This window comes from Tunturiibacter gelidiferens (assembly GCF_051013345.1).
GTDB classification, from domain to species: Bacteria; Acidobacteriota; Terriglobia; order Terriglobales; family Acidobacteriaceae; genus Edaphobacter; species Edaphobacter gelidiferens_A.
The window spans coordinates 1,714,833-1,738,342 of the sequence record NZ_CP132939.1; the positions used below are offsets into that span (position 1 = coordinate 1,714,833).

Sequence of the window (23,510 nt, forward strand, 5' to 3'; positions counted from 1 at the left end):
CGTTCAGGATGACGGCTTCACTGCGTCCAGGATGACGGCTTCACTTTGACTCTATTTCTGGTTTTCATTGGGCGAGTGGCTGGTAGTTGGAGCTGGTGGTGGTGACCTGAAGCTTTTTGGCGGTGGCGTTGAGGACAGACTGTTGGACGTAGTTGGTGGAGTCGGGCAGGCTGGCGAAATTTACGGCGAGAGTGACGACGTCCTTCGGGTCGTCCATGTAGGTGTTGACGTTCAATGCGCTGATTTTTTTATCTGCAGTGCTGAAGGAGATGGTCATCTGGTCGCCGGGTTGAGCGTAGTCCTTGAAGACGATCTTCGCGATGCCTGAGTCCGGGTCGGGGTTGACAGAGGCTTTTCCTCCCTGAAATGCCTGCTGCATGCGTTGGGGGTCAGGCGGAACATACATCGCGAGCAGGGTCTTGACCTGCCCCATGTAATCCTTCACCTCTTCTTTCTTTTTGGCGATGATCTTTTGTTTGAGGCGACCGCCGCTGGGTGGCGGCGGCGGAGGGCTCATAGGGGTCTTCTGTACTTTTCCGTCGGGACCGTACTGGCACATGGATTGCGTGGGGGGCTTGTCGTCGCCGTTGAGCGTGAGCTGTGTGTTTTCGATCCACCGGTATTGATGCAGCTTCTGCTGATTTGCGGCGACCGATTGCTTCAGGGCCGCTACTTTCTCTTGCAGATCGCCGCCTGCCGCCTGGCTGTTTGCGCGGTTGGTTGTGAAGAGAAACAAAGCGAACAGAGCCGCTGCGATGAACGCGCTCTGTGGATGAGGAAGCGATAATTTGTTTGCCGTGGGTCGGTCCATCTAGAACTCCTTTGAATTTGAATCATGGCCGACCGGGGATTTTGCAAATCTTTCAGGCGTGACAGATTGCGTGTGACTTCGTGAGGTTGCCGCTTGATCTGCAGGCAGAGACGAGTGCAGTTCCGCAAATCTGTGAGGACGGCCCTTTTTCGTGTGGTCGACGAGAATGCGAGACTAGACGATTTACTTGGTCGCGGTCTTCTTGACGTGCGGGATGCGGTTGACCGAGCCGTCGGGCATGACGATGTATTTGTCTCCGGTGGCGTCTTCGATGTAGGAGTTCTTGCTGCCGGGGACGAGAGTGACCTCGCGGGCGTCGGTCTGGCCGGGTGCGGTGAGGACGAAGTGTTTGCCATCGCCTTCATCCTGTACGGGGGACTTGGTCGGCATCGGTGCGGGGGCCACGGTGGCTACGGGGCGGGGCCGGGTGTAGGCGCGGGAGCGGCGGAGCTGGTGGGGGAGCACCGGTGTATGCGGTCATCTGGCCGGTCTGGCGGAAGTGGACGTACTCGGGCCCCTTGATGCCATTGACGCACTGCTGATAGGCATCGACGCCGACGGTCTGGCTGGTGGCGGTGGTGCTGGCGACATCCTGACTGTTGCGATTGGTGCGCTGGGTGGCACCGGTGGCGGCGGCGGTTTGGGCGCCGTTATTGTTACCGTAGCCCCACCAACCACCGTTCTTGCGGGAGATGGCGCTGGTGGCTGCACCTGTGACTCCGGTGATGCCGCCCTGGGCCATCTTGTCCTTGTCTTGACCGTGCTCGCGGTCGTGCAGGGTCTTCTGCTCATCGGTGAGCTGACTGGAGGCCTGCTGGCGGCACTGGGTGAGCTGCTCCTGAGTAATGGGCATCATGTCCATGGTGATGCCGTCGGCGGGGCCGGCTGCGGGTGCGGGGGCAGGGGCAGGCGCGGGTGTCTGGGCCAGGGTGTAGCCGAGGGTGAGGGCGGAGATGCAGGTGGTTCTGAGAAGGAATTTGGCGAGCACGGCGGCCTCCCGAGAGTGCGATCGTTCCCGACGATCATCCGCTACACAGGGGCCCGTGAATCCGTGGAATACGGGAACAAAAGTCATCCTAAGCTCGACGTCGCGGGCAGGCAAGCGAATCTTCGGTAACTTTGATGAATTCTCGCGGGAGCCGCTGCGAGACAGGTCCTGCCGGACGGGCGCCCTGCGCGGGCGGCGGTCACTTCGTGACGTGTATACCGGTCTTGGTGGGTGCGGGCATGGGGCCTCCCGTTGGTCGGCACGGAATCCAGGTTGCGACCAACGGGAGCACCCCGCGAAGCCATTACAAGTCACGAAGTGACCGCCGCCCGCGCAGGGCGCCCGTCCGGCAGGCCATACGCTACGGTTTGGGCTTCTGGGGTGGATTGGCCGGGGGCTGGGTGGTGTCCTTCTTGTCGGTGATGTCTTCGCCGTTGTAGATGATGCGCGCGGTGGCGTGGTACTGCTTGTAGTCGGTGTATTTGACGATGTTGCGCATGTGGACGTCGTTGGCGAGGGCGCCTTCCTGGGCGACGAAGTGGAGGTTGCCCTCGGCCTTGGTGTAGGTGGGGAACCAGTACTTGCCGTCAACCTGCTCGTAGTAGGTGGTGAAGGGCGGGGAGAGGTCTTCGTGGCCTTTGCGCTTGTCCTGGGGGACGGTGATGCCGTTGACGAGGACGATCTGGAAGTCCTGCTGATCGACCCAGACCTTGCCCTGGAAGTAGCGCTTGCCTTTTTCGAAGGTCTTGGGGGCGGCGGAGAAGACGTAGGTGTCGAGCTCGTCGATGTGCTGACGGCCGAGGTAGGTGATGTCGTATTTGGGCAGGTCTTCGGTGGTGAGGATGAAGGGGAGGCGGTGCTCGATCTCGTCGAAGTCGGCGGGGGTCATCTGGACGCGCTCAAGGGAGTTCTGGGGGGCGAAGACGACGTGTTCGGCGCGCTTGCCGTCCTTGTCGAAGGTGATGTCAGTGACCTGCTGGTACTCGCCGTCGACGCGGTCGGTGTCTTCGGCGAGGGTGTCGACCCGGACGGTCTGGCGGAAGGTGTAGTTCTGGCGGGCGAGGTTGAAGAGGGTTTCGCGGGCGGCGAACTTGTCGATGATCTGCTGGGGGGTCATGCCGGTGGGGGTGCGGGGTCTAGGGGGCCGAAGCCTGCGGGGTCCTGGGGGCGGCTCCGTCTGGATTTGCGACAGCGGCGATGGCCGCGGTGGGCGGGGCCGATAGCAGGAGGGATAGGACGCTTGCAGAAACAAAACGTAGGGTCGCGGAGGCAGAGGCGCGGCTGGGCTTCATGTGGGAGAACTCCATGGGCGGGGCTGTGTGTGTCTTGCCTGCGTTGCCCCGCACGCTACTAAGAATAGACGCGATTTGGGAGGTTTGGTGATGTGGCCTGGAGCGAGGGAGATGAGCGGGTTGATCGTGCTGCGCTGGATGGAGCTTTCGCTGGCGGGCGGGGGCCTTTGGGCGTTCTGGTGCCGGATGCAGGCTCGGGTGGCAGAGGGCAGGCGGGAGAGACGCGAGCAGGAGGAGTTGCAGGCCTATGCGGGTTTGGATGTTCAGCTGGGAGGTGACGCGGGGATGCCGGAACTGGCGACGCGGGTGAGCCAATTGATGGCGGAGAAGAGCGTCTTCCGCAGGACGGCGGTGCTGGTTCGGGACGCGGGGGGCTGCTTGCGGTGGCGGGCAGCGCGGGGATGGAGGAGGCCACGGTGGACTCGCTGAATGCCTGGGCGGAGGGTGTCGTGGAGGCTGAGCGCCGGGGTGGGATTGGCACTCGGCGGGGGGAGGGTGGCCTGGGGAGGCGGATAAAGAACAATGCGTTTGCTGTGGTCTTCGGGATGGGGAGGGGAAGGGGAATTGGAGTCGGAGGCGGAACGGGTCTGGGAAGGGATGGGGAGGCGGGAAGGGGGCAGAATGCGCGATTTGGGGAGGAGGCGCGCGGGGCGATTGTGATTCCGCTGTGGACGACCGGCGGGAGAATGATGGGGGCGCTGGCGGTGGGCGCGGACGGTCTGCTGAGCGTGCGGCAGAGGGAGCTTGAAGAGGTGCTGTGGCCGCTCGAGGCGCTGGGTGTGAAGGTGGCGCGGGCGATGGAGAACGCTGCTCTGGCCGAGAAGTTGATGCGCGCGGAGAGGCTTGCAGGGATGGGGATGCTGGCTGGAGGGATGGCGCACGCGTTGAGCAATCCGCTGACGGCGGTGCTCGGGTTTGCGGAGCTGATTGCGGGGTCGACGGGCGAGGCGCGGGTGAAGACGGATGCGGAGATCATCGTACGGGAGGCGCTGCGGATGAGGCAGACGGTGGAGTCGCTGCTGGAGTTCTGGAGGCCGGTAGGGCAGGGCGACGAGCTGGTCGATTTGACGGAGCTGGTGCGGGAGTTGGCGGCGGCGTGTGGAGAGAAGCTTGAGAGCAGGGGGATTCGGCTGGTGGTGCAGGCCGGCAGCGAGGTGCCCGAGGTGTTGGGAAACAGGCACAGGCTGCGGCAGTTGCTGGAACATCTGCTGAATAATGCGGCGCAGGCGCTGGCTGGGGTGCGGGAGACGAAGACTGGCGAAGAGTTGTTGATTCGTATGTCTTTGAGTTGCTCGGGGAGCGGCTTGGACAGTAGTTCCGGGGGTACTGCTGATAGTGGATCGGGTGGGGATGGGCGGAGGGTTCACCTGATTGTGAGTGATACCGGGCCGGGTTTTCGTGAGCCGGGGCGGATGTTTGATCCGATTTACACGATGCAGGAGGCGGGCGATGGCGCGGGAATGGGGCTGAGTCTTTCCTACTCGATTGTGCAGGAGCATGGTGGGGAGATCAGTGCGTTCAATATGCATCCGCACGGGGCGGCGGTGGCGGTGGAGTTGCCGGTGAGGATGGGGGCGGAAAAAAATCCGGGGTGGTGGAGGAGGCGATTCGCCGCGCCGCTGTTGGGGGATAGGCGGTTTTGCTTGCAGTTTTTTGTGGTGCAGGACGTGGTGGAATGCGTGGTAGACGTGGTGTTGGTGTGGTGTTTTGCGTGGTGAATTTTGTGGTTGAAAAAAGTGCCACGTCTTCTGGATTTATTTTTGAGACGTTAAACTTTGGCGGGGATTTTCTTCTGTGGTTCCTCTTCCGGTTCGATCCTTGAGTTGCGGGGGTAGACTGGCGCGATGAAGAAGTGCGGGATCAGGGCCGGCTTGCTGGCGGCGGCGATGGCTGGGGTTTGGGGCTGGACTTGTGGGAGGGTGTGGGCGCAGGGGTTTGGTCCGGACTCTGATTCCTTGTCGGGTGGGGCGGCGGGACAGCGGCCGATGACGTTTGCGGATCTCGAGCGGATGAAGCGGGTGAGTGATCCGCAGGTTTCGCCGAGCGGCAAGTGGGTGATGTTTTCGGCGACGGATGTTGATCTTGAGAAGAACACGAAGGTGAATCATCTTTGGGTGGTGCCGATGGCGGCTGCGCCTGCGGACGGCGTGGGAAAAGCAGATTCCTCCGCTGCGCTGCGGAGTGACAGGAAAGGCGGCCCCGATGGTCCGGTGAAAGGCCGTGCTGAGCGGCAGTTGACGTTCTGGAAGGAGGGGAGTCGGGGGGAAGGTTTTCGCCGGATGGGAAGCAGGTTGCGTTTGTTGCGACTGATAGCGCGACGGGACTTTCGCAGATCTTTCTGGCGGCGTGGGATGATGCAGCGGGGACGCTGGGGACGCCGAAGCGACTGACCAGTGTGAGCACGGAGGCGGATGGCGCGGTTTGGTCGCCGAACTCGCAGAGGATCCTGTTTATGTCTCGGGTGTATCCGGAGTGCAGTGACGAGGCCTCGTGGATGGATGAGGATCTTTGCAATAAAAAGAAAGAGGATGCTGCGGCAGCAAATCCGGTGAAGGCGCAGGTCTTCGAGCACTTGATGTACCGGCATTGGAATAGTTATTTAGGGCCGAAGCGGAGTCATGTGCTGGTGGTGTCGGCGACGGATGGAAACGCTGTTCGTGACCTGACTCCGCGAGGGGATATTGGAGATGCGGAGGCTCCGACGTTTACTCTTGGCGGCCCGATTGGGTATGCGTGGGCGCCTGGCTCGGAGGAGATTGCTTATGTAACCAATGTTGATCCTGTTCCTGCTGCGAGCACAAATAATGATGTGTTTACGCTGCTGCTGGATGACGCGGGGGCAGGCCGCGTAAGGTTTCGACATCGCAGGGGAGCGACGATGCGCCGGCTTACTCTCCCGATGGGAAGTACCTTGCGTTTCGTTCGCAGGCGAGGGCGGCGTATGAGAGCGACCGGTTTCGGTTGATGTTGTTCGATCGTCTCGCCGGCACGGCGAAGGAGTTGTTGCCGAAGCTGGATCGCTGGGTGGATGAGTTTGTGTGGAACCCGGCGAATCCGGAGATCTGCTTTACGACTGCAGACCATGGGGAGGAGCGCATCTTCTGCACTTATCCAAATCTGGGCGACTCGCTCTTCGCTCTGCCGGGGAAGGGGAGTATGGAGAGCTGCAGTTTGCGGCGTTGAAAGACGTTGGCTATGAGCTGGTGGCGACGAAGATGACCGTGGAGTCGCCGTCTGCGGTGGTGGCGCTGTTTCGTGGAGACGTCAAGGCGTCTGCGGATAGAGATATTCCGAGTGTCTCAAGTCAGATTGCGACGACCGAGGTGCGGCTGACGCATTTGAACGATGACCTGGAGGAGCATCTCGATCTGCCGAAGATGACGAGCTTCACGTTTAGCGGCGCGGAGGGTGCGCCGGTGCAGGGTTTCATGATTCCGCCGCCGAAGTTCGATGCGACGAAGAAGTATCCGGTGAAGTTTTTGATACATGGTGGACCGCAGGGGGCGTGGGGAGATGCCTGGAGTTATCGGTGGAACGCGGAGTTGATGGCGGCAAGCGGATACGTGGTGGTGATGGTGAATCCGCGCGGTTCGACGGGTTATGGGCAGGCGTTTGTCGATGGTGTGAACGGCGACTGGGGCGGAAAGCCTTATGTCGATCTGATGAAGGGTCTGGATTTTGCGGAGTCGAAGTTTGCGTTTATCGATAAGACGCGGGAGTGTGCGCTGGGTGCGAGCTACGGCGGGTTTATGGCGAACTGGATTTTGACGCACACGGATCGCTTTGCGTGCATTGTGACGCATGATGGGATGTTCAATCCTGAGAGCGCGTATGGAACGACCGAGGAGATCTGGTTTAACGAGTGGGAGTTCCGGCGGACGGGCGAGGTGGCGCCAGGACAGCCGTGGAGGTATGCGGCGGGGCCGGCTGCGAATGATCCTTTCAGGCGGTGGTCGCCGATGCTTTCGATTCAAAGTGCGAAGACGCCTACGCTGGTGGTTCATTCGCAGCGAGATTATCGGTTGGATGTGTCGGAGGGGTTTCAACTTTTTACGGCGTTGCAGCGGCTGAATGTGCCGAGCAAGATGCTGTATTTTCCGGATGAAGGGCATTGGGTGTTGAAGCCGCAGAACTCGAAGCTCTGGTACGAGACGGTGGGGGATTGGAGCGACAGGTGGACGAAGACGAATCTGTATGCGGCGGTTGCAAACTATCGAGCGGCGCCGGGAGCGCCTGCTGCGAAGGACGGAGCGAAAGGGAAGGGGACAACGGGTAAGGCTGCAGCTCCAGCGGTTTCGGCCGCGCCTGCAGAGGTTGCGCCGTCTTCAGCGGTTACGGCAACAACAACTACTTCGAGTGAGAGAGATCTGTCGCAGCGGCCTGGAGAGGGTGAGGACTTTACGGTTGCGATCGGTACTCCGCAGGATCAGGTGAAGGTGGGTTCGGATGCGAAGGTGACGATTGCGTTGAGGAATGTGTCGGATCATCCGGTTATGTTTGCGCATCGGCCGGGTGCGAACAATCCTGAGTATTCGTATCGCATTGTGGTGAAGGATGCGGCGGGCAAGCTGGTGGAGGAGACCGCGTATGGGCGCGAGGCGCTGCAGCATCAGCAGGAGGAGAGCCGCACGGTGGAGTATGTGCAGCCGGGGAAGGCCGCGGTGCAGACGGCGCATCTGGAGAAGCTGGTGAATATGAACCGGCCGGGGCGGTACACCGTGCAGGTGTTTCGCAAGGATGCGAAGAGTGGTGTGGTGGTGCGGTCGAATGAGCTTACGCTGAATGTGGTTCCCTGAGGACTGGCTGGGCGAGAATGGGTTCGAGGGATTGCGATGGCGTTTGCACGACCGAAGAAGCGGGAGCCGGTGGGTGAGGCCGGGTTGTTCGAGTATGCGGTGGGGACGCTGGCGCGGCGGATGCGGACGGTGCGGGATCTGCGGCGGTTGATGAAGGCACGCGCGGAGGAGGGTGAGGCTGGGGAGCGCGCGATGGATGCGGTGATCGTGCGACTGAAGGAGCTTAACTATCTGAGCGATACGCGGTTTGCCGAGGACTATACGCGGGTGCGCAAGGAGCATGAGAAGTTCGGGAAGAGACGTGTGCAGCAGGATTTGATGATGAAGGGTGTGGAGAAGGAGTTGGTGGCCTCGACGCTGGAGTCGGCGTATGAGGATGTGGATGAGGTGGTGCTGGCACGGCAGTATATCGCGCGGAAGAGGATGAAGAAGCCTAGTGGGGAGAATGCGCAGAAGGAGACCGTGCGGACGATGAACCGGTTGATGCGAGCGGGGTTTTCTTCGAATGCGATCTTTAAGGTGCTGAAGGCTTGGGAGCTTCCGGAGGAGGCTTTGGCGGGAGTGGAGGAGGGTGGAGGGGATTCGGATTCTTATGCAGAGCGGGAGGAGCGGGCGGGGGACTCGGATAGTTACGCGAAGCAGAATGAAGAGGAATGATTGTGTCCTGCCGGACGGGCCTCCTGCGCGGAGGGCGGTCACTTCGTGACTTGTATACCTTGAATGGGTCCTCGCGATGCTCGGAAGGGAGATTGCGCCGACCAACGGGAGGCCCGACGCGGATGATGATTAACCACGACCGGTATACGCGTCACGAAGTGACCGCCCCACGCGCAGTGGGTCTTTAGTAGTCGCCGCGGAAGCTGTGGATGAGGCGGCGATCGCGCTTGCTGGGACGTTTGGAAGGAGCGGCATAGGCGATGGGGCCGAGGAGTTTACGTTCTTCGGCGGCTTTGCGGCGAGCTTCCTTGCTGTCTTCTGTTTCGCGGTAGAGGGTTTGGGCGATGGCGGCGGATCCGCGCTGCTGGCTTAGGGCGAGGACTTCTACCTCGAACTCGCCAGCTTCGTTTTTGATGCGGAGCATGTCGCCGAGGCGGACCTCGCGCGAGGGCTTGGCTGCGAGGTTGTTCGAGGTGATGCGGTTCATGTCGCAGGCTTGGAGGCCTGCTCGCGGGTTTTAAAGAAGCGGGCGGCCCAGAGCCACTTGTCGATGCGGGTGCCGGTCATGAATCTATTTTGATCTATTTTCTTCTACTTTTGCGGGCAGGTGTTAGATGGCGCGAAGCATGCGGACGGGGAGGTAGAAGAGAGCGGCGATGAGCTCGAAGGTGCCACCGACTACGAGGCCGACGAGGCGAAAGGGTAGGAGGATCAGCCAGATTAGTGGGTAGAGCAGGAGGGCTGCGAGGGCCAGGGGCCAGCAGACGACCATGAGGATCAAAAAGAGCAGAAGATTGAGCATCGGTGTTTCTCTCCTGGGAGATTAAACGTGGGGCGTGGGGAAAAGTTCCCGTGAGTTGATTTGATGGATGATAGAAGGATGGCAGAGAGCGGGTTGCAACGGGTGGTGGGGGTGGACTGGTCGGGCGATAAAGGGCCGGGGCAGAGGAGGAAGATCTGGGCGGGGGTTTGGACGGCGTCTACTGGGCGGGTGACGCTGGAGAGTGGGCGGACGCGGGAGGAGTTGATGGCCTGGCTGGTGGAGATGAGCCGGGAGACTCCGCGGATGGTGGTGGGGTTCGATTTTACGTTTAGCTATCCGGCGTGGTTTTTGCGGGAGTTGGGGATTGGGTCGGCGCCGGAGTTTTGGAAGTTGGTGGCGGGAGGGCGAGGGGAGGAGTGGCTGCATCGGGATTGTGAGGATGTGCGGTTCTGGGGGAGGGTGGGGCCGATGCGGCATGGGAAGAAGCCGGCGGAGTTCAGTGGGGAGCATGCGCACAGGATGTTGCGGCGGGCGGAGACGGTATTGAAGGTGAGGGCGGAGATGACGGACCCGCTGCAGATCGCGAGGATTGCGGGGATTGCACCGAAGTCTGTGTTTCAGATTGGTGGTGCGGGGGCGGTGGGGACGGCTTCGCTGCGGGGGATGCCGGGGTTGCTGGTGTTGCGGGCGGCTGGGTTTCGGATCTGGCCTTATGATGAGCCTTCTGTGCAGAGTGCTCCTTTGGTGGTGGAGATCTATACGCGGCTGATGACGGGGGCGGTGACGAAGAGCTCGGAGGCGGCGCGGACGGCTTATCTGGCGAAGAAGCGGAGGGAGAGTGCGCTGTATGCGGGGTTGTCGAGGCTGGTGATGGCGAAGGCGCGGGCTTCGGAGGATGCGTTTGATGCGCTGGTGACGGCGATGGTGATGGTGGAGCATCGGGGGAGTTTGCGGGGTTGAGGAAGACGGAGGATGAGGTGTTTCGGATGGAGGGGCAGACTTGGGTGCCGGGGTTGATCGTTTAGCGATAGGGCTTGTGGAGGAGAGCGGTTCGCGTGTGGCGCGAATGCCCACATCTTAGAGTCGAGATATGGGGCACTCGGGCGGCGGCTACACTGAAGGCGGGGGCGGAAGTGCCATGAGAGCAAATCTGCTGACGCTTGCTGTTGCGGTTTCGATGATTGCTCTGCTGTTGGGGTATGCGCCTGAGGTTGTGTGGACTACGACGAAGGTGATTGGGGCGGTGATCTGTGGGATATCGTTTCCATTGTTTGTGCTGGCTCGGTGGCAGCTTGGCAGTTCGTTTTCGGTGAGGGCGAAGGCTGGCCGGCTGGTGACTACGGGGCTTTATTCGCGGATTCGGAATCCTATTTATCTGTTTGGGGGATTGTTCACGGTGGGGCTGTCGCTCTTCGTTTCGGTGTGGGGACCGCTGGTGGTGGCTTTGGTGATTGTGCCGCTGCAGATCGTCAGGGCTCGCAGGGAAGAACGGGTTTTGGCTGGGGCGTTTGGGGAGGAGTACGCGCGGTACAAGAGCCGGACGTGGTTTTGAGGGGTGGGCTCGCTGGTAGACTTTAAGTCTATGATCAATCGTTCGGGCAGCCAGATTCGGGAAGATTTTTTGCGGTTTTTTGAGGGCAAGGGGCATCGGCGGGTGCACTCTTCTTCGCTGGTGCCGGCGAACGATCCTACGCTGCTGTTTACCAATGCGGGGATGAATCAGTTCAAGGATGTTTTTCTTGGGAACGAGAGGCGGGATTACACGCGGGCGGTTAGCTCGCAGAAGTGTGTGCGTGCAGGTGGCAAGCACAACGATCTAGAGAACGTTGGGTTCACGCGGCGGCACCATACTTTTTTGAGATGCTGGGGAATTTTTCGTTTGGGGATTACTTCAAGAAGGATGCGATTGCCTATGCGTGGGAGCTGCTGACTTCGAATCATGATCATTGCTTTGGGATTGATCCGTCGAAGTTGTACGTGACGATCTTTGAGGGTGATGCGAAGGTTCCGCGGGATGATGAGGCGGAGAAGTTCTGGATTGAGATTGGGGTGCCGAAGGAGAGGATCTTTGGGATGTCGGCCAAGGATAACTTCTGGCAGATGGGGGATACAGGGCCTTGTGGGCCTTGCTCGGAGATCTTCTACGACCTGGGGATTGAGGCGGCCGAGGAGGCTGGTGTTGACAAGCCGTTTCCGCTCGATGAGCAGCGGTATGTTGAGATTTGGAATTTGGTTTTTATGCAGTTCGATAGGAGCAGTGATGGTACGCTGACGCCGTTGCCTAAGCCTTCTATCGATACGGGGATGGGGTTGGAGCGGGTGGCGGCGGTGCTGCAGGGGTGCTGTCGAACTTTGAGACGGATCTGTTTACTCCTCTGATCAAACGCGCGGAGGAGTTAACCGGGCATAAGGTGGAACCGGAGCACGAGGTGGATGAGAGGTCGCGAGCTTCACTGCGGATCATTGCGGACCATGCGCGGGCGGCTACGTTTTTGATCTCGGATGGGGTAAATCCTGCGAACGATGGCAGAGGGTATGTGCTGCGGAAGATTCTGCGGCGTGGGATTCGGCATGGACGGCTGCTGGGGCAGGAGACGCCGTTTATGCATGAGATGGTGTTTGCGGTTCGTGATGAGATGCAGGTGGCTTATCCAGAGTTGAAGGAGACGGCGGAACGGGTTAGTAAGGTGGTGCTGGCGGAGGAGCAGCAGTTTGCTCGGGTATTGGAGTCGGGTTCACGCCGCCTAGACGAAGAAATCTTCGAAGCACAAAGCGCATTTCTCAAGAGACTTTTGAGTACGAGTAGTGAAGCCGTGCTTAGGCAGGCATATACGACAGATTATTTCGATAAGGGTCTGGACACGCCTTTCAATGCTCTAAACCTCGACATCTTCAGCAATGTTCGGAACCTTTATTTAGCATATCGCCGTCACGTCAATCACCTTGAAAGCGGTCAAGCGGTTCTGAGTGGGACATCTGCGTTTCGTCTCTACGAAACCTTTGGATTGCCTAGAGACTTCATTGCTGATGCCGCAAGAGATTCAGATATCGGTTTCGATGAAGAGGGCTTTGAGGCGGCTAAGGAAGAAGAGCAGCAGCGGGCGCGTGCGAGTTGGAAGGGTGGGTCGCAGAAGTCGGCGGCGCCGGTCTATCGGGAGTTGCCGAAGACGGAGTTTGAAGGGTACTCGACGCTAAGGGTGGATGGGGCGAAGGTGTTGGCGCTGGTCGCCGGTGGCATTGGCGTTCCGGAGCTGAAGGCCGGGGAGTCGGGTGAGGTGGTGCTCGACGCTACGAGTTTTTATGCGGACTCGGGTGGGCAGGTTGGGGATGTGGGGTGGTTGTACTCGGGGGATCATAATGCTGTGGTCGCTGAGGTGAGTGGCGCGACCAAGCCGGTGCAGGGGGTGTTTGCGCATAAGGTGAGGGCGAATCAGACGATTGCGGTGGGCGATATCGTGGATACAGTGGTCGATGGTGCGACGCGGGCGGCTACGACGCGGAATCATACGGGGACGCATCTGTTGCATGCGGCGCTGCGCGAGGTGTTGGGGAAGCATGTGAAGCAGGCGGGGTCGTTGAACGATGCGACGCGGCTGCGGTTTGATTTTTCGCACTTCACGGGTGTGGCCGAGGAGGAGTTGCGCGAGGTTGAGGAGATTGTGAACCGGCAGGTGATGGGGAATACGAAGGTGGAGACGCTGGTGGATGTGCCGATCGACGTGGCGGTGAATGAGCTGGGGGCGATGGCGCTGTTTGGCGAGAAGTATGGCGAGAAGGTGAGGGTGGTGAAGATCGGTGACTTTTCGACGGAGCTTTGCGGTGGGATTCATACGGGAGCTACGGGCGAGATTGGCGTGATTAAGGTGGTGGGGGAGGGGTCGGTGTCTTCGGGCGTGCGGCGCGTGGAGGCGGTGAGTGGGACGGGTGCGCTGCATGAGTTCCGGAGGGATTTTGAGGTTGCTCGTGTGGTGGGGGCGATGCTGGGGGGCTCGTCGGATGAGGTGACTCCGGCGGAGGCGCTGCGTGCGCGGATTGCGGCACAGGAGGAGGAGATGAAGAAGCTGCGGCGGGAGCTGGATGCGGTGCGGATGAAGGCGGCTGCTTCGTCGGTGTCGGATGCGGCTTCGTCAGCGGTTGAGGTGAAGGGCGTGAAGGTGCTGGCGCAGCGGGTGGATGGTGTGGAGAAGGCTCAGATGCGGGAGCTGGTGGATTCGCTGCGGATCAAGCTGGGGAGTGGCGTGGTTGTGCTGGGAGCGGCGGTGGTGGATGGGAAGGGTTCGCTGGGCGTTTCTCTGATTTGCGGCGTGACGAAGGATCTGACCTCGCGGGTGCAGGCAGGGAAGATTGTTGGGCAGCTTGCGGCACAGGTTGGTGGGAAGGGCGGTGGGCGGCCTGATCTGGCGGAGGCTGGCGGGAGCGATGTGGGTTCGCTGGATGCGGCGTTGAAAAGTGCGGCTGAGGTGGTGGGCGGGTTGCTGGGTTAGATGTTTGTGTCCTGCCGGACGGGCGCCCTGCGCGGGCAGCGGTCACTTCGTGACTTGTATACCTTGTTGAGGAGAGGCGGAGTTTGTTGGTCCTCCCTTCGGTCGGTGGCTAATGGTGTCGGAAGGTTTGGATCAGGAGCCAGAGGTTGAGTCCGGCGATGAGGATGGCTACGGCGTAGCTTAGAAACTTGATCGAAGTGCGATTGACGAAGGGGCCCATCTTCGTTCGGTCGCTGGTGAATGACACGAGTGGGAAGACGGCGAAGCTCAACTGCATGCTGAGAATGACCTGACTTAGGACGAGCAGGTCCGAGGTGCCGCGTTCGCCGTAGAAGTAGGTCACGATGACCGTGGGGATGATAGCAAGAGAACGGGTGATGAGCCTGCGTAGCCAGGGGGTGAGGCGCAGGTGGAGGAACCCCTCCATGACGATCTGGCCGGCGAGGGTTCCGGTGATGGTGGAGTTTTGTCCGGAGGCCAGCAGGGCGAGAGCGAACATGGTGCTGGCTCCGGCGAAGCCTAGCATGGGGGTGAGGAGCTTGTAGGCGTCACCTATCTCGGCGACTTCGTAGTGGCCTCCGCGATGGAAGACGGCGGCGGCGAGGATGAGGATTGCGGCGTTGACGAAGAGGGCGAGCATGAGGGCGGTTGCGGAGTCGATGTTTGCGAAGCGGATTGCTTCTCGCTTGCCCTGCTCGGTTCGCGGGTAGTTTCGCGTCTGGACGATGGAGGAGTGGAGATAAAGATTGTGCGGCATGACGGTGGCGCCGAGGATTCCGATGGCGATGTAGAGCATGTCGGGGTTGGTAATGATCGCTCGGGAGGGGATGAAAAGGTTGTGGGCGATGGGTAGCCACTCGGGATGAGAGAGCAGGACTTCGACGCCGAAGAGAGCGGCGATGGTGCCGATGAGGGTGATGACGAGTGCTTCGAGGTAGCGGAAGCCGCGGTTTTGAAGCAGCAGGATCAGCAGGACGTCGGTGCCGGTGATGAGGACGCCGAGGAGAAGCGGAATGTGAAAGAGCAATTGGAGGGCGATGGCTGAGCCGATGACTTCGGCGAGGTCGCAGGCGCCTATTCCGATCTCGGCAAAGAGCCAGAGAAGGATGTTGACGGGGCGGCTGTAGGTCTCGCGGCAGGACTGTGCGAGATCGCGTTCGGTTGCGATGCCGAGCTTGAGGGCGAGGCTTTGGAGCAGGATCGCCATCAGGTTGGAGAGCATGATGACGTAGAGGAGGGTGTATCCGTATTTGGATCCGCCGGCGAGGTCGGTCGCCCAGTTGCCGGGGTCCATGTAGCCGACGGAGATCAGGAAGCCGGGACCGAGAAAGCCGAAGAGGCGCCGCCAGAAGCCGGGCGACTGTGTGAGGCGCACCGAAGAGAACACCTCGGGCAAGGAGGGGCGCTGGTCCCGATTGAGTTCCTGGAGAGTTGGCATAGGCGGCATGGGTACGTGCAGTCTTAGATCCAGTATGCCACATCGAGTTAACCGAGGTTACGTTTTTACGTCGCCTTGGTTCATCCACCGATCTCGATCCTGAGCTTGGACGCACCCAAACCCTGATGGTGGCGGATTGGCCGAGCGTCACGGAGCCGTTTGGGGTCTGCACCTGGATGGTGTCGTCGTAGTTGCGTTTGAGCACGCGTAGAGCGACTTTTGGACCTATTCCGAGCTCGTGGAGGAACTCGAGGAGGCCGGAGTCTCGTTCGTAGAGACTTGCCACCACGTAATTGGCGCCTTCGGTTGCTTCGGAGAGTGCGACTAGTCCTCGTCGCTTGATCTGCGCGGGGGTTTCCGGGAGGACCTTGTTGCCGTGGGGACAGTCGCCCGCTTCGCCCAGCTTCTCGATGAGCTTGGCTTCGAATGCGGGAGAGATGGCGTGTTCGAGCCGTTCGGCTTCGGTGTGGATTTGATGCCACTCCATGCCGAACATTTCGGAGAGCATGCGTTCGACGAGATGGTGACGCAGGGCTGTACGGTGGGCAGCTTCTCGTCCTTTGGCGGTGAGTTTGAGGGCGCCTTCGCGGCCTGCTTCAATGTAGCCGTCTTCGCGCAGGCGCTTTACGGCCTTGGTCACGGCGGGAGCGGAGACCTCCAGCCACTGGGCGAGCAGGGCGGCGATGACAGTGTGGCCTTCGCTCTCGGCTTCGATGATCGCCTTGAGGTAATCTTCCTTCGAGACTGTGATTTCCTGCGACATGACTGCAAGTTAACCATGGTAAAGAAGATTTGTCATCGCAGGAGTGGATTTTTAGGTGGGGAAGAGCGGCAAATGCTTGAGCGTTTGGGTTGGAAGGTTCGAACGGTATGGGTAGGCGGAAGGTGTCGGGATCCTTCACTCCGTTCAGGATGACGACAAGAACAAACTGCGGATTCTTCCCGTTCGACTCAAGAGGGCACTGGTTATTTCGACTCTTCCTCGTCTTCGAGAAGCTGTCTTGCCTCTTCGAGGTTGAGGAGGTTGCCGTCTACGACGATTTCATAGACGCCTGCGTTGTCCGGTACGGAGAAGACGCTCTCAACGGTGTGTCCCCGTTTGCGAATAGCTTCGACGAGAAGATCGATGTCTACCATGCGTGTGAGTTTACCGCAGGATGGGTTGCTGTGATCGGGGCTGAATGGAGGCTTGATGCGGGAGGAGCGCAAGGGGTTGGGGGTGGCTGGGGGTGGCTGGGGGTATCGGGGGGAATACCGGGTTTCTTTTCACACGCGTTGGGGGGTGGGCTCTCTTAAACTTAGGCAGTCTGTCGATTTTTGAAGAAGACAAATGGGCCTGGGGAAGATAATTCGTAGTTCTTGGTGGGGCGGGAGTTGCGCGGTGGTGCTGGGCTGCGCAATGGTGCAGGTTCTGCCTGCGAAGACGGCACACCAGCGGCATGCGGAGTTGACTCAGTGGGAGCAGGCCGAGCGGGGGCGGCAGACGCTCGAGGCGATGCCGGAGGGGACGCGGACGAGGGCGGATTACGCGCGGGCGATGGACGGTTTTCGTGCGGTGTACCACGAGGCTCCGGGGGATTTGCATGCTCCCGACAGCGTGAATGCGGTGGCAGAGTTGCTGGCGGAGCAAGGGCGTGGACTGCATGATGCGAAGAGTCTGAAGGCGGCGGTGGGGCAGTATGAGTTTTTGCGGACGCAGTATCCGGGAAGCTCGCTGCGGGTGGGGGCGCTGCTGGCGGAGGGACAGATTTATGAGAACGATCTGCATGATGCGGGGTCGGCGCGGGAGAGATATGCGCTGCTGGTGAAGCAGTATCCGCGGAGTGAGATGGCGGAAGAGGCTCGGGCTGGATTGGCTTCGCTGGATCAGAGTGGGCGTAACGATCAGAGTGCGACGGGAGGCGCTGCGGCGGCTCCGGTTGGGTCTTCTGTTTCTTCGAATGCGGCTCCGGTTGCGAAGGAGGCTGGAGCTGGCGGGATGTTGGCGGCGGCGGGTGCGTCTGATGGGCGCGATGCTCAGGTGTCGGGTGTGAGTTCGGCGGGTCAGGCGGGAGTTGCAGAGAGGCGTGGGATTGCGACGCCGATGGATGAGGCGATCGATGCTGCTCCGGGCTTGGCCTCGAGTTCAAATGCGGGAGCGCAGAGTGTGGCGCCGATGCATGTGGCGAAGGCTGTGCGGCGTGGGCATATGGCCCAGGTGACCGGGATTCGCCACTGGTCGACGCCGAACTATACGCGGGTGGCGATCGACCTGGGGGACGATGTGACGTATGAGGCGGCGCGGGTACCGAATCCGGATCGCATCTATTTTGATTTGCATGGGACGAGGCTGGCGCAGGAGTTGGTGGGCAAGAGCTTCGCTGTGACTGATGATGGCTTTTTGAAGAAGATCCGGGCGGCGCAGTTTTCGAATGATATGACGCGCGTGGTGCTGGATGTTAATGATGTCACGGAGTACTCGGCGTTTCTGCTGCCGAACCCTTATCGCTTAATTATTGACATTCATGGCGGGAGTAAGGCGGAGCCGGGCGCGGCGGTGGTGAGCGTACCGATGCAGAGGGCGGCGGCTCCTGCACCGTCGGTTCCGAACACGACGGCGGTGAAGTCGGGGAGCTCGTTTGATGTGGCGGCGGTGAGTGCGCAGCCGGGCAGGGTGGAGGCGACGACGCAGCCTACGTCGCAGCCGATCTCGGCGGTGGTTTCGGACAGGGCTCAGGGTTCAGGGCTCAGGGTTCAGGGGGCCGATGGTGCATTGGGGACGGGTAGCTCGACGGGAGTAGCGACGAGCTCTGCTGAGGTGGCGGTGCCTGTGCCGAGCACGAGGAAGCTGCGACACGGCAAAGGTGCTAAAGATGCGGATGCTGTGCCGGCGCGCGCGGCGGTTCCTACGGCGGATGGCGAGACCTCGATGGTAAGGGCGCTGGGGTTGAAGGTTGGGCGAATTGTGATTGACGCGGGCCATGGGGGCACGACTCGGGGACGCTGGGCGTGGATGGGATTGAAGAGAAGGACGTTGTGCTGGATGTGGCGCTGCGGTTGGGCAAGCTGCTGCATGACAGGCTGGGGTCGGAGATCATTTATACGCGGTCGGATGACACGTTTATTCCGCTGGAGACCCGGACGGCGATTGCGAATAAAGCGCAGGCTGATCTGTTTCTTTCTATCCATGCGAACTCTTCCTCGGATGCGAGTGCGCGTGGGGTGGAGACTTACTATTTGAACTTCACTTCGTCGCCGGATGCTTTGGAGACGGCGGCGCGTGAGAATGCGGTGTCGGATCAGTCGATTCATCAGCTGAGCGACCTGGTGAAGAAGATCGCGCTAAAGGACAAGATCGCTGAGTCGCGGGAGTTTGCGGGGGATGTGGAGCAAAGTTTGTATGGCGGGCTGCAGAGGGGAAATGCGGGGTTGAAAGACCGCGGGGTGAAGAAGGCTCCGTTTGTGGTGCTGATTGGTGCGAATATGCCTTCGATTCTGGCGGAGATCTCGTTTGTTACGAATGCGAAGGATGCTCGGCAGCTGCAGCAGCCGGAGTATCGGGAGCGGGTGGCCGAGAGTCTCTACAAAGGTGTCGCGAAGTATGCGGGTGGGCTGAGTGGGGCGAAGACGCCTTCGGAGCGGGCGAGAGGGAACTGATTTTCTGGGTTGTGCTGTGGCGGGTGAGACAAGATCCTCCGTGGCGGTGGAGTGCAAATAAATTCGCTGCGTAAGGGCGAACAAAGACGGGCAACGACAACGGCGAATACGGGGTCTCTCCACTGCGCTGTTCACGATGAGGCTGTGAACAGCTTCGGTCGAGATGACGGTGTTTGTTAGGGAGCGAGCGAGAAGCGGATTCCTCCGCTGCGCTGCGGTGACACTAGATGCGTGTGTTGCTTAGGGCAATCAATAAAGGCTGGAGAAGGCGAACAAAAACGGGCAACGACAACGGCGAATACGGGGGTCTCTCCACTGCGCGGCTCACGATGAGGCTGTGAACAGCTTCGGTCGAGATGACGGTGTTTGTTTTTGGGCGGGCGAAAAGCAGATTCCTCCCGCTTCGACTTTGCTCAGGGTGCGGAATGACAACAAAAAGACACGACTATTAAATACGGAGGAAGATTCGGCGGCGCGATGGGTGCGCGATTCTTAGATTCTTCCAATCTGGATGATTCAGGGATGGCGGCGCGTTTGCTTTTACCTCGTCGCGGAGATTTTCCGCATGAAGATGCGCAGCTTGCCTCGTTGTTTCGACGCGGTGATGGCGTTCTTCAGTGAGGAGGTCCATGAGGCCTGAGACGCAGAAGATTCAACCGCAGTACGGGAGTGCCTTTCACTGTATTGGGACTGAGTGCGAGGACTCCTGTTGTCACGGCATGAGCGTTCTTGTGGACAAGAAGACTTACGAGGGATATCAGGAGTTTCCGGAGGAGAATCTGGGTGCGCTGGTGAAGGAGTATGTCTCGATTCTTCCCGTTGGCGCTACGGAATCGCTTTATGCGCGGATCAAGCCGAACGCATCGGGCCGGTGTCCGTTTCTTTCGGCCGAGCGGCTTTGCGGCGTGCAGAAGGAGTATGGCTCTGCACATCTGTCGGCTACCTGTTCGACCTATCCTCGCGCGCTGAACAGCGTGGAGAACGAGCTTGAGATTTCGTTATATCTGTCGTGCCCGCAGGCGGCTCGGCAGGTGCTGCTCGATGCGGACTCGACGCGGGCGGTGGGCGATGCTTCGTCGGCTCACTTTCGAAGTGATCAGTTTTCGCGTCTGGCTACCGGGGAGGGTTCGATTCATAAACCGATCCGGTACTTCTGGGAGGTTCGGGATCTGGTGGTGGCGATGATTCAGGATCGCGGGCGCCCGATGTGGCAGCGGCTGTTTTTGCTTGGGATGCTTTCGAAGCGGCTGAATGAAGTGACTACGGCGCAGGAGGACGATGCCGTCCCGCAGATACTCGGCAGCTATTGGGAGTTATTGGAGAGTGGGGCGCTGCGCGACAAACTGGAGATGGTTCCGGTGCAGCCTGCGGTGCAGCTGGATGTGGTGCTTCGGCTGATTGACCAGAGGATTCGGGCGGGCTCATGCGGGCAACGCTTTCTGGAGTGCTTCGACGAGTTTCTGCAGGGCATTGGGTACTCAGCGGGATCCACTTCGGCGAGTGATGCGCTGCACTATGTGGAAGCGGAGGCGCAGTACTGTGCGCCGTTCTTTGCCGAGCGCCCGCATATTCTGGAGAACTATCTGCTGAACTATGTCTATCGGACGCTGTTTCCCTTTGGCCGCGAGGCGAGCGCGCACATTACTCCGCAGGGAATCTTTGGGGAGTTCCTGTTGATGGTGACTCAGTATGCGATGGTATACGGTCTGCTGGTTGGGATGGCGGGTCATGCGCGGGATGCGTTTGGGGAGGAGCACGTCGTCAGGCTGGTGCAGTCTTTCTCGAAGACCGTGGAGCATAGTCCGAGCTATTTAAAAGAGATCAATCAATTGATAGAGAGCAGGGGATTAGGAGATCCGCAGGGGATCGCGACACTTTTGAAGTTTTCTTAGGATGAGGTTGGTGGATCGTTCTCGGGTTTTGAGCGGCATGGAACTGAGGGAGGAGGCTCTAGGCTTACGTTCGGGCGCTGGTGTAGTCTGACCAACGTATGGGTTTTCTTTCTCGGATGCGGGTTGTGTCGACGGCCGTGCTGGGGCTGGTGGTGATGGGCGCCTCTGTGACTTCGCTGGAGGGACAGACGCCGCAGGTGCTGTTGGCGGAGCCGCCGACGCCGCTGTTGCCGGAGTCGCTGCGGGGAGTGGTTGATCATGATGCGGGTACCGGTGCTCCTTCGTGGAGTGGGGCCGATGGGCCGGTGTTGGTGGAGGATGGGATTCGCCGGTTTGAGCGGGGAGGGCCGCAGAGTCCGGGCGCAAACGGCACGGTAACGGTTTACCAGTTTGAAGATGCTACGGGGCGGCCGCGGCGTATGACTATCTGCATAAGAGCGCGCCCTATGTAGTGCGGAGTGGGGTGTCCGTCGTGGTCGCGAATTTGAAGGGCAGTCCGGCTTCGGCTGAGGCGCTTCTGCGGACGGTGGAGGTCGGGCTGCCGAAGGTGGGGGGACCGAAGGGGATGTCTCCACTGCTGCCGACTTATCTGCCGACGAAGGGTCTGGAGAAAGGCTCGGAACGGTATGCGGTGGGGCCGGTGGGGTATAGGGCGATGGGCGGGGTGCTGCCGCCGGAGATTATTGGCTTCGACAAGGCTGCCGAGGTGGTGACGGCGAAGTACGAGGGCAAGGGTACGCTGACGATGCTGCTCTACCCGACGCCGCAGATTGCGGGCGACCACGGGCGGCAGATTGAGGCGGAGATGAACCAGGAGGGTGGTGCCGCCGGGACCGTGAAGCTGAGGCGTGAGGGGCCGCTGGTGCTGATGACGACAGGCGCATGGAACGCGGCCGAGGCGCAGAGGCTCGTGGAGGGGATTCATCTGCGGAGCGAGGTGACGTGGAACAAGGCGATGCCGCCGGAGTTTCATGCGGAGATCAGGAAGACTGTGAGCCTGCTGACCAGCATCCTGGTGTTCTGCGGGTTGGGGGCTTTGGCGGCGGTGATTCTGGCGTTGTTTCTGGGTGGCGGACGGGCTGCGATCAGGGTACTTCAGGGTAAGCCGGCGGCGACTGAGCCGGAGTTTCTCCGGATCGATTTGAGCGGAAGTGCGGCTCGGATTCATACCGAGGGGTCCGGGGTTGAGCACGGAGGATAATCGAGCGGGTGCCAAATCTGCACTGAGATTGGTGCAGCGGCCGAGCTAAGCGGCTGATAGGAATGTCGTTGGGGTCTTGACGAAAGGGTTTAAAGCGAATATTAGGCGAAAACAAAGCGACTTGTTGACAGGTTAGTAACCCCCGTAAACATTGAGAAATAGGGACTTACAGGAGTTGAGTTTTGGCCTTGACACGTCATATCGCCAAACTTAGTATTTCGCCAGAAAGTTCTGATGGCTTTGCCTCCGTTGGAACTATTCTCCCTAAAGAAGAGGCCACCTCGTTGCCGGGTGGCCTCTTCGCTTTTCCGGACGGGATTTTGGAGGTTATTTTCCGCGGGGATTGGTTACCAAAGTGGGAGAGCGCAGGGAAGCAAATCAGGCGAGGTGTGGGAGTTGTGTGATGGCAGGGACATTGAGGCCGATGCAGACCTGAGGGACAGTAGGCTCTTCGCGTGAAGGGGCGGTTTATGTCTGAGGGTCTAAATCCGGCGCTTCAAATTGCTATCGCTCCGGCGGTTCTCGCGATCCTGGTGTGGCCCATTGAGCCGGCAGACGGGATGGATCTTAGAGTGGAGGACTCTGATCGTATCGACCCTCCGTGACCCGTGAGCGCGCAGCTTAGTTTGTCTGGATTTTGGAGCGTGGAGTCTGAGTCGTCGAACGAAGACGAGTGGCACTTTAGTCAGGGAGTGGGGAACGATAGCTCCATCGAGACATCTGCCCGGGCGTAGGGAGACGGTGCGACACGCTCCGGCGGGAGTCGCCTGAAGCCGACCGCTTCGTAGAGGTGGATGGCAGGGGTCAGCTTGTGGTTGGTTTCGAGATAGAGACGAGTTGCGCCTGAGACTCTTGCTTCTTCGACAACGCTCTTGAGCAGTCTGCGTCCGATTCCGGTTCCCTGGCACGCCTGCGTCACTGCCATCTTGGCTACTTCGAACTCACCGGGTTTCATCGCGACCAAAGCGCAGCAGCCAACGGTTTCGCCGTTTTGAATGGCGAAGAAGATTCGGCCACCATGGTCGAGGATAGTTGCTTGAGGGTCGGAGAGGGAGTATACGTCTTTCGGCTCGAGGACGAACTCGCGGGTGATCCACTCTTCGTTGAGGAGGCGGAAGGCGATCTCGTCTCCTGGTTCAAACTCTCGGATCTTAACTTCCAGAGCTGTGTTGTTCATGAAGCCTCCACTGAATTCTGCGGTCTGCGGATTGCTGTCGGGGGACGGGGTAGAGTACGGCAGTCGATTCTGCAGCGGGCGGGCCATTGGCGTTGTCTATCCTGACCTCGGCTCTGGCATCGAAGAGCTTGCGACGCTGACCTGTAATCCAGGCTCGGATGTGCGGGCGCGTTCCGATGGGAATGGGTTGGTGGAAGCTGGTCTCGATGCGGGCTGTGACCGCGGGGATGCGTTGGAAGTAGAGACACCAAGCAAAGGCTTCGCCCATGAGGGAGGAGGGTATGCCGCCGTGGAGGATGCCGTTCCAACCACGATGCTCTTTGGGCGCGATGTATATTGCGGAGCTTCGGGCTTCGCCAACGGGCTCCAGGGGAC

The 23,510-nt window shown here is 60.2% G+C and carries 23 protein-coding genes and 3 pseudogenes; 15 read left to right on the plus strand and 11 right to left on the minus strand.

Annotation, left to right across the window (positions count from 1 at the left end; translation table 11 throughout):
• Positions 1–64 precede the first annotated feature (64 nt).
• The 4 genes from RBB80_RS08455 to RBB80_RS08470 all read right to left on the minus strand — a co-directional run bounded on the left by RBB80_RS08455 (position 65) and on the right by RBB80_RS08470 (position 2,916).
• A complete protein-coding gene (locus RBB80_RS08455) occupies positions 65–811 on the minus strand; it encodes a hypothetical protein (protein WP_433967798.1) in 747 nt (248 codons plus the stop codon).
• A 183-nt stretch (positions 812–994) separates the two neighbouring features.
• Entirely contained in the window at positions 995–1,201 is a 207-nt protein-coding gene (locus RBB80_RS08460) for a hypothetical protein (RefSeq protein WP_433967799.1), read from the minus strand.
• Complete coding sequence (locus tag RBB80_RS08465) at positions 1,173–1,799, minus strand: hypothetical protein (protein WP_433967800.1); 627 nt, start codon at positions 1,797–1,799, stop codon at positions 1,173–1,175. Before RBB80_RS08465 ends, RBB80_RS08460 begins: the two co-directional genes overlap by 29 nt.
• A 361-nt stretch (positions 1,800–2,160) precedes the next feature.
• Positions 2,161–2,916: a hypothetical protein gene (locus tag RBB80_RS08470; protein WP_433967801.1), complete on the minus strand. Its 756-nt coding sequence runs from the start codon at positions 2,914–2,916 to the stop codon at positions 2,161–2,163.
• Positions 2,917–3,202: 286 nt separating this feature from the next.
• On the opposite strand from RBB80_RS08470, the gene RBB80_RS08475 reads away from it, so the two are divergent.
• The 7 genes from RBB80_RS08475 (at position 3,203) to RBB80_RS08505 (ending at position 8,544) form a co-directional block, all read left to right on the plus strand.
• Positions 3,203–3,520: a hypothetical protein gene (locus tag RBB80_RS08475; RefSeq protein WP_433967802.1), complete on the plus strand. Its 318-nt coding sequence runs from the start codon at positions 3,203–3,205 to the stop codon at positions 3,518–3,520.
• Complete coding sequence (locus tag RBB80_RS08480; RefSeq protein ID WP_433967803.1) at positions 3,508–4,809, plus strand: sensor histidine kinase; 1,302 nt, start codon at positions 3,508–3,510, stop codon at positions 4,807–4,809. The genes RBB80_RS08475 and RBB80_RS08480 overlap by 13 nt, the downstream gene beginning before the upstream one ends.
• Before the next feature lie 126 nt (positions 4,810–4,935).
• Entirely contained in the window at positions 4,936–5,481 is a 546-nt protein-coding gene (locus tag RBB80_RS08485; RefSeq protein ID WP_433967804.1) for a hypothetical protein, read from the plus strand.
• A 62-nt stretch (positions 5,482–5,543) separates the two neighbouring features.
• Positions 5,544–6,056, plus strand: a complete 513-nt coding sequence (locus tag RBB80_RS08490; protein WP_433967805.1) for a hypothetical protein — start codon at positions 5,544–5,546, stop codon at positions 6,054–6,056.
• Entirely contained in the window at positions 6,056–6,274 is a 219-nt protein-coding gene (locus tag RBB80_RS08495; RefSeq protein ID WP_433967806.1) for a hypothetical protein, read from the plus strand. Before RBB80_RS08490 ends, RBB80_RS08495 begins: the two co-directional genes overlap by 1 nt.
• Entirely contained in the window at positions 6,271–7,887 is a 1,617-nt protein-coding gene (locus tag RBB80_RS08500; protein WP_433967807.1) for a S9 family peptidase, read from the plus strand. Before RBB80_RS08495 ends, RBB80_RS08500 begins: the two co-directional genes overlap by 4 nt.
• 36 nt (positions 7,888–7,923) lie before the next feature.
• A complete protein-coding gene (locus RBB80_RS08505) occupies positions 7,924–8,544 on the plus strand; it encodes a regulatory protein RecX (RefSeq protein ID WP_433967808.1) in 621 nt (206 codons plus the stop codon).
• 184 nt (positions 8,545–8,728) lie between these two features.
• Here RBB80_RS08505 and RBB80_RS08510 read toward each other — a convergent pair whose 3' ends face one another.
• Both RBB80_RS08510 and RBB80_RS08515 read right to left on the minus strand, forming a co-directional pair.
• Positions 8,729–9,031, minus strand: coding sequence for an RNA-binding S4 domain-containing protein (locus RBB80_RS08510; RefSeq protein WP_433967809.1), 303 nt, complete (start codon positions 9,029–9,031; stop codon positions 8,729–8,731).
• 123 nt (positions 9,032–9,154) lie between these two features.
• A complete protein-coding gene (locus RBB80_RS08515) occupies positions 9,155–9,346 on the minus strand; it encodes a hypothetical protein (RefSeq protein WP_433967810.1) in 192 nt (63 codons plus the stop codon).
• 78 nt (positions 9,347–9,424) lie between these two features.
• Between RBB80_RS08515 and RBB80_RS08520 the strand changes: the two genes are divergently transcribed.
• From RBB80_RS08520 to alaS, 3 genes and pseudogenes are all read left to right on the plus strand, one after another.
• Positions 9,425–10,267 (plus strand): hypothetical protein, encoded by an 843-nt coding sequence (locus tag RBB80_RS08520; protein WP_433967811.1) that lies wholly within the window; start codon positions 9,425–9,427, stop codon positions 10,265–10,267.
• A gap of 178 nt (positions 10,268–10,445) precedes the next feature.
• Positions 10,446–10,859: a methyltransferase family protein gene (locus RBB80_RS08525; RefSeq protein WP_433967812.1), complete on the plus strand. Its 414-nt coding sequence runs from the start codon at positions 10,446–10,448 to the stop codon at positions 10,857–10,859.
• Between the two features lie 30 nt (positions 10,860–10,889).
• Positions 10,890–13,791: pseudogene (alaS, locus tag RBB80_RS08530) on the plus strand (alanine--tRNA ligase).
• A 109-nt stretch (positions 13,792–13,900) separates the two neighbouring features.
• Here alaS and RBB80_RS08535 read toward each other — a convergent pair.
• From RBB80_RS08535 to RBB80_RS08545, 3 genes and pseudogenes are all read right to left on the minus strand, one after another.
• On the minus strand, positions 13,901–15,238 hold the full coding sequence (locus RBB80_RS08535; protein WP_433967813.1) for an Nramp family divalent metal transporter: 1,338 nt from the start codon (positions 15,236–15,238) through the stop codon (positions 13,901–13,903).
• A gap of 109 nt (positions 15,239–15,347) precedes the next feature.
• Positions 15,348–15,992 (minus strand): annotated as a pseudogene (locus RBB80_RS08540) (metal-dependent transcriptional regulator); the annotation flags it as partial.
• Positions 15,993–16,195: 203 nt separating this feature from the next.
• A complete protein-coding gene (locus RBB80_RS08545; protein WP_433967814.1) occupies positions 16,196–16,438 on the minus strand; it encodes a hypothetical protein in 243 nt (80 codons plus the stop codon).
• Positions 16,439–17,417: 979 nt separating this feature from the next.
• On the opposite strand from RBB80_RS08545, the pseudogene RBB80_RS08550 reads away from it, so the two are divergent.
• The 5 genes and pseudogenes from RBB80_RS08550 to RBB80_RS08570 all read left to right on the plus strand — a co-directional run.
• Positions 17,418–17,633, plus strand: a pseudogene (locus RBB80_RS08550) (AMIN domain-containing protein); the annotation flags it as partial.
• Between the two features lie 620 nt (positions 17,634–18,253).
• On the plus strand, positions 18,254–18,865 hold the full coding sequence (locus RBB80_RS08555; RefSeq protein WP_433969579.1) for an N-acetylmuramoyl-L-alanine amidase family protein: 612 nt from the start codon (positions 18,254–18,256) through the stop codon (positions 18,863–18,865).
• A 629-nt stretch (positions 18,866–19,494) separates the two neighbouring features.
• Positions 19,495–20,757, plus strand: coding sequence for a flagellin lysine-N-methylase (fliB, locus tag RBB80_RS08560; protein ID WP_433967815.1), 1,263 nt, complete (start codon positions 19,495–19,497; stop codon positions 20,755–20,757).
• Positions 20,758–20,882: 125 nt separating this feature from the next.
• Entirely contained in the window at positions 20,883–21,209 is a 327-nt protein-coding gene (locus tag RBB80_RS08565; protein WP_433967816.1) for a hypothetical protein, read from the plus strand.
• Positions 21,210–21,220: 11 nt separating this feature from the next.
• Positions 21,221–21,958, plus strand: coding sequence for a DUF6599 family protein (locus RBB80_RS08570; protein WP_433967817.1), 738 nt, complete (start codon positions 21,221–21,223; stop codon positions 21,956–21,958).
• A gap of 685 nt (positions 21,959–22,643) precedes the next feature.
• Here RBB80_RS08570 and RBB80_RS08575 read toward each other — a convergent pair.
• Positions 22,644–23,135 (minus strand): GNAT family N-acetyltransferase, encoded by a 492-nt coding sequence (locus tag RBB80_RS08575; protein ID WP_433967818.1) that lies wholly within the window; start codon positions 23,133–23,135, stop codon positions 22,644–22,646.
• Positions 23,110–23,403 (minus strand): PaaI family thioesterase, encoded by a 294-nt coding sequence (locus RBB80_RS08580; RefSeq protein WP_433967819.1) that lies wholly within the window; start codon positions 23,401–23,403, stop codon positions 23,110–23,112. The genes RBB80_RS08575 and RBB80_RS08580 overlap by 26 nt, the downstream gene beginning before the upstream one ends.
• Positions 23,404–23,510 lie beyond the last annotated feature (107 nt).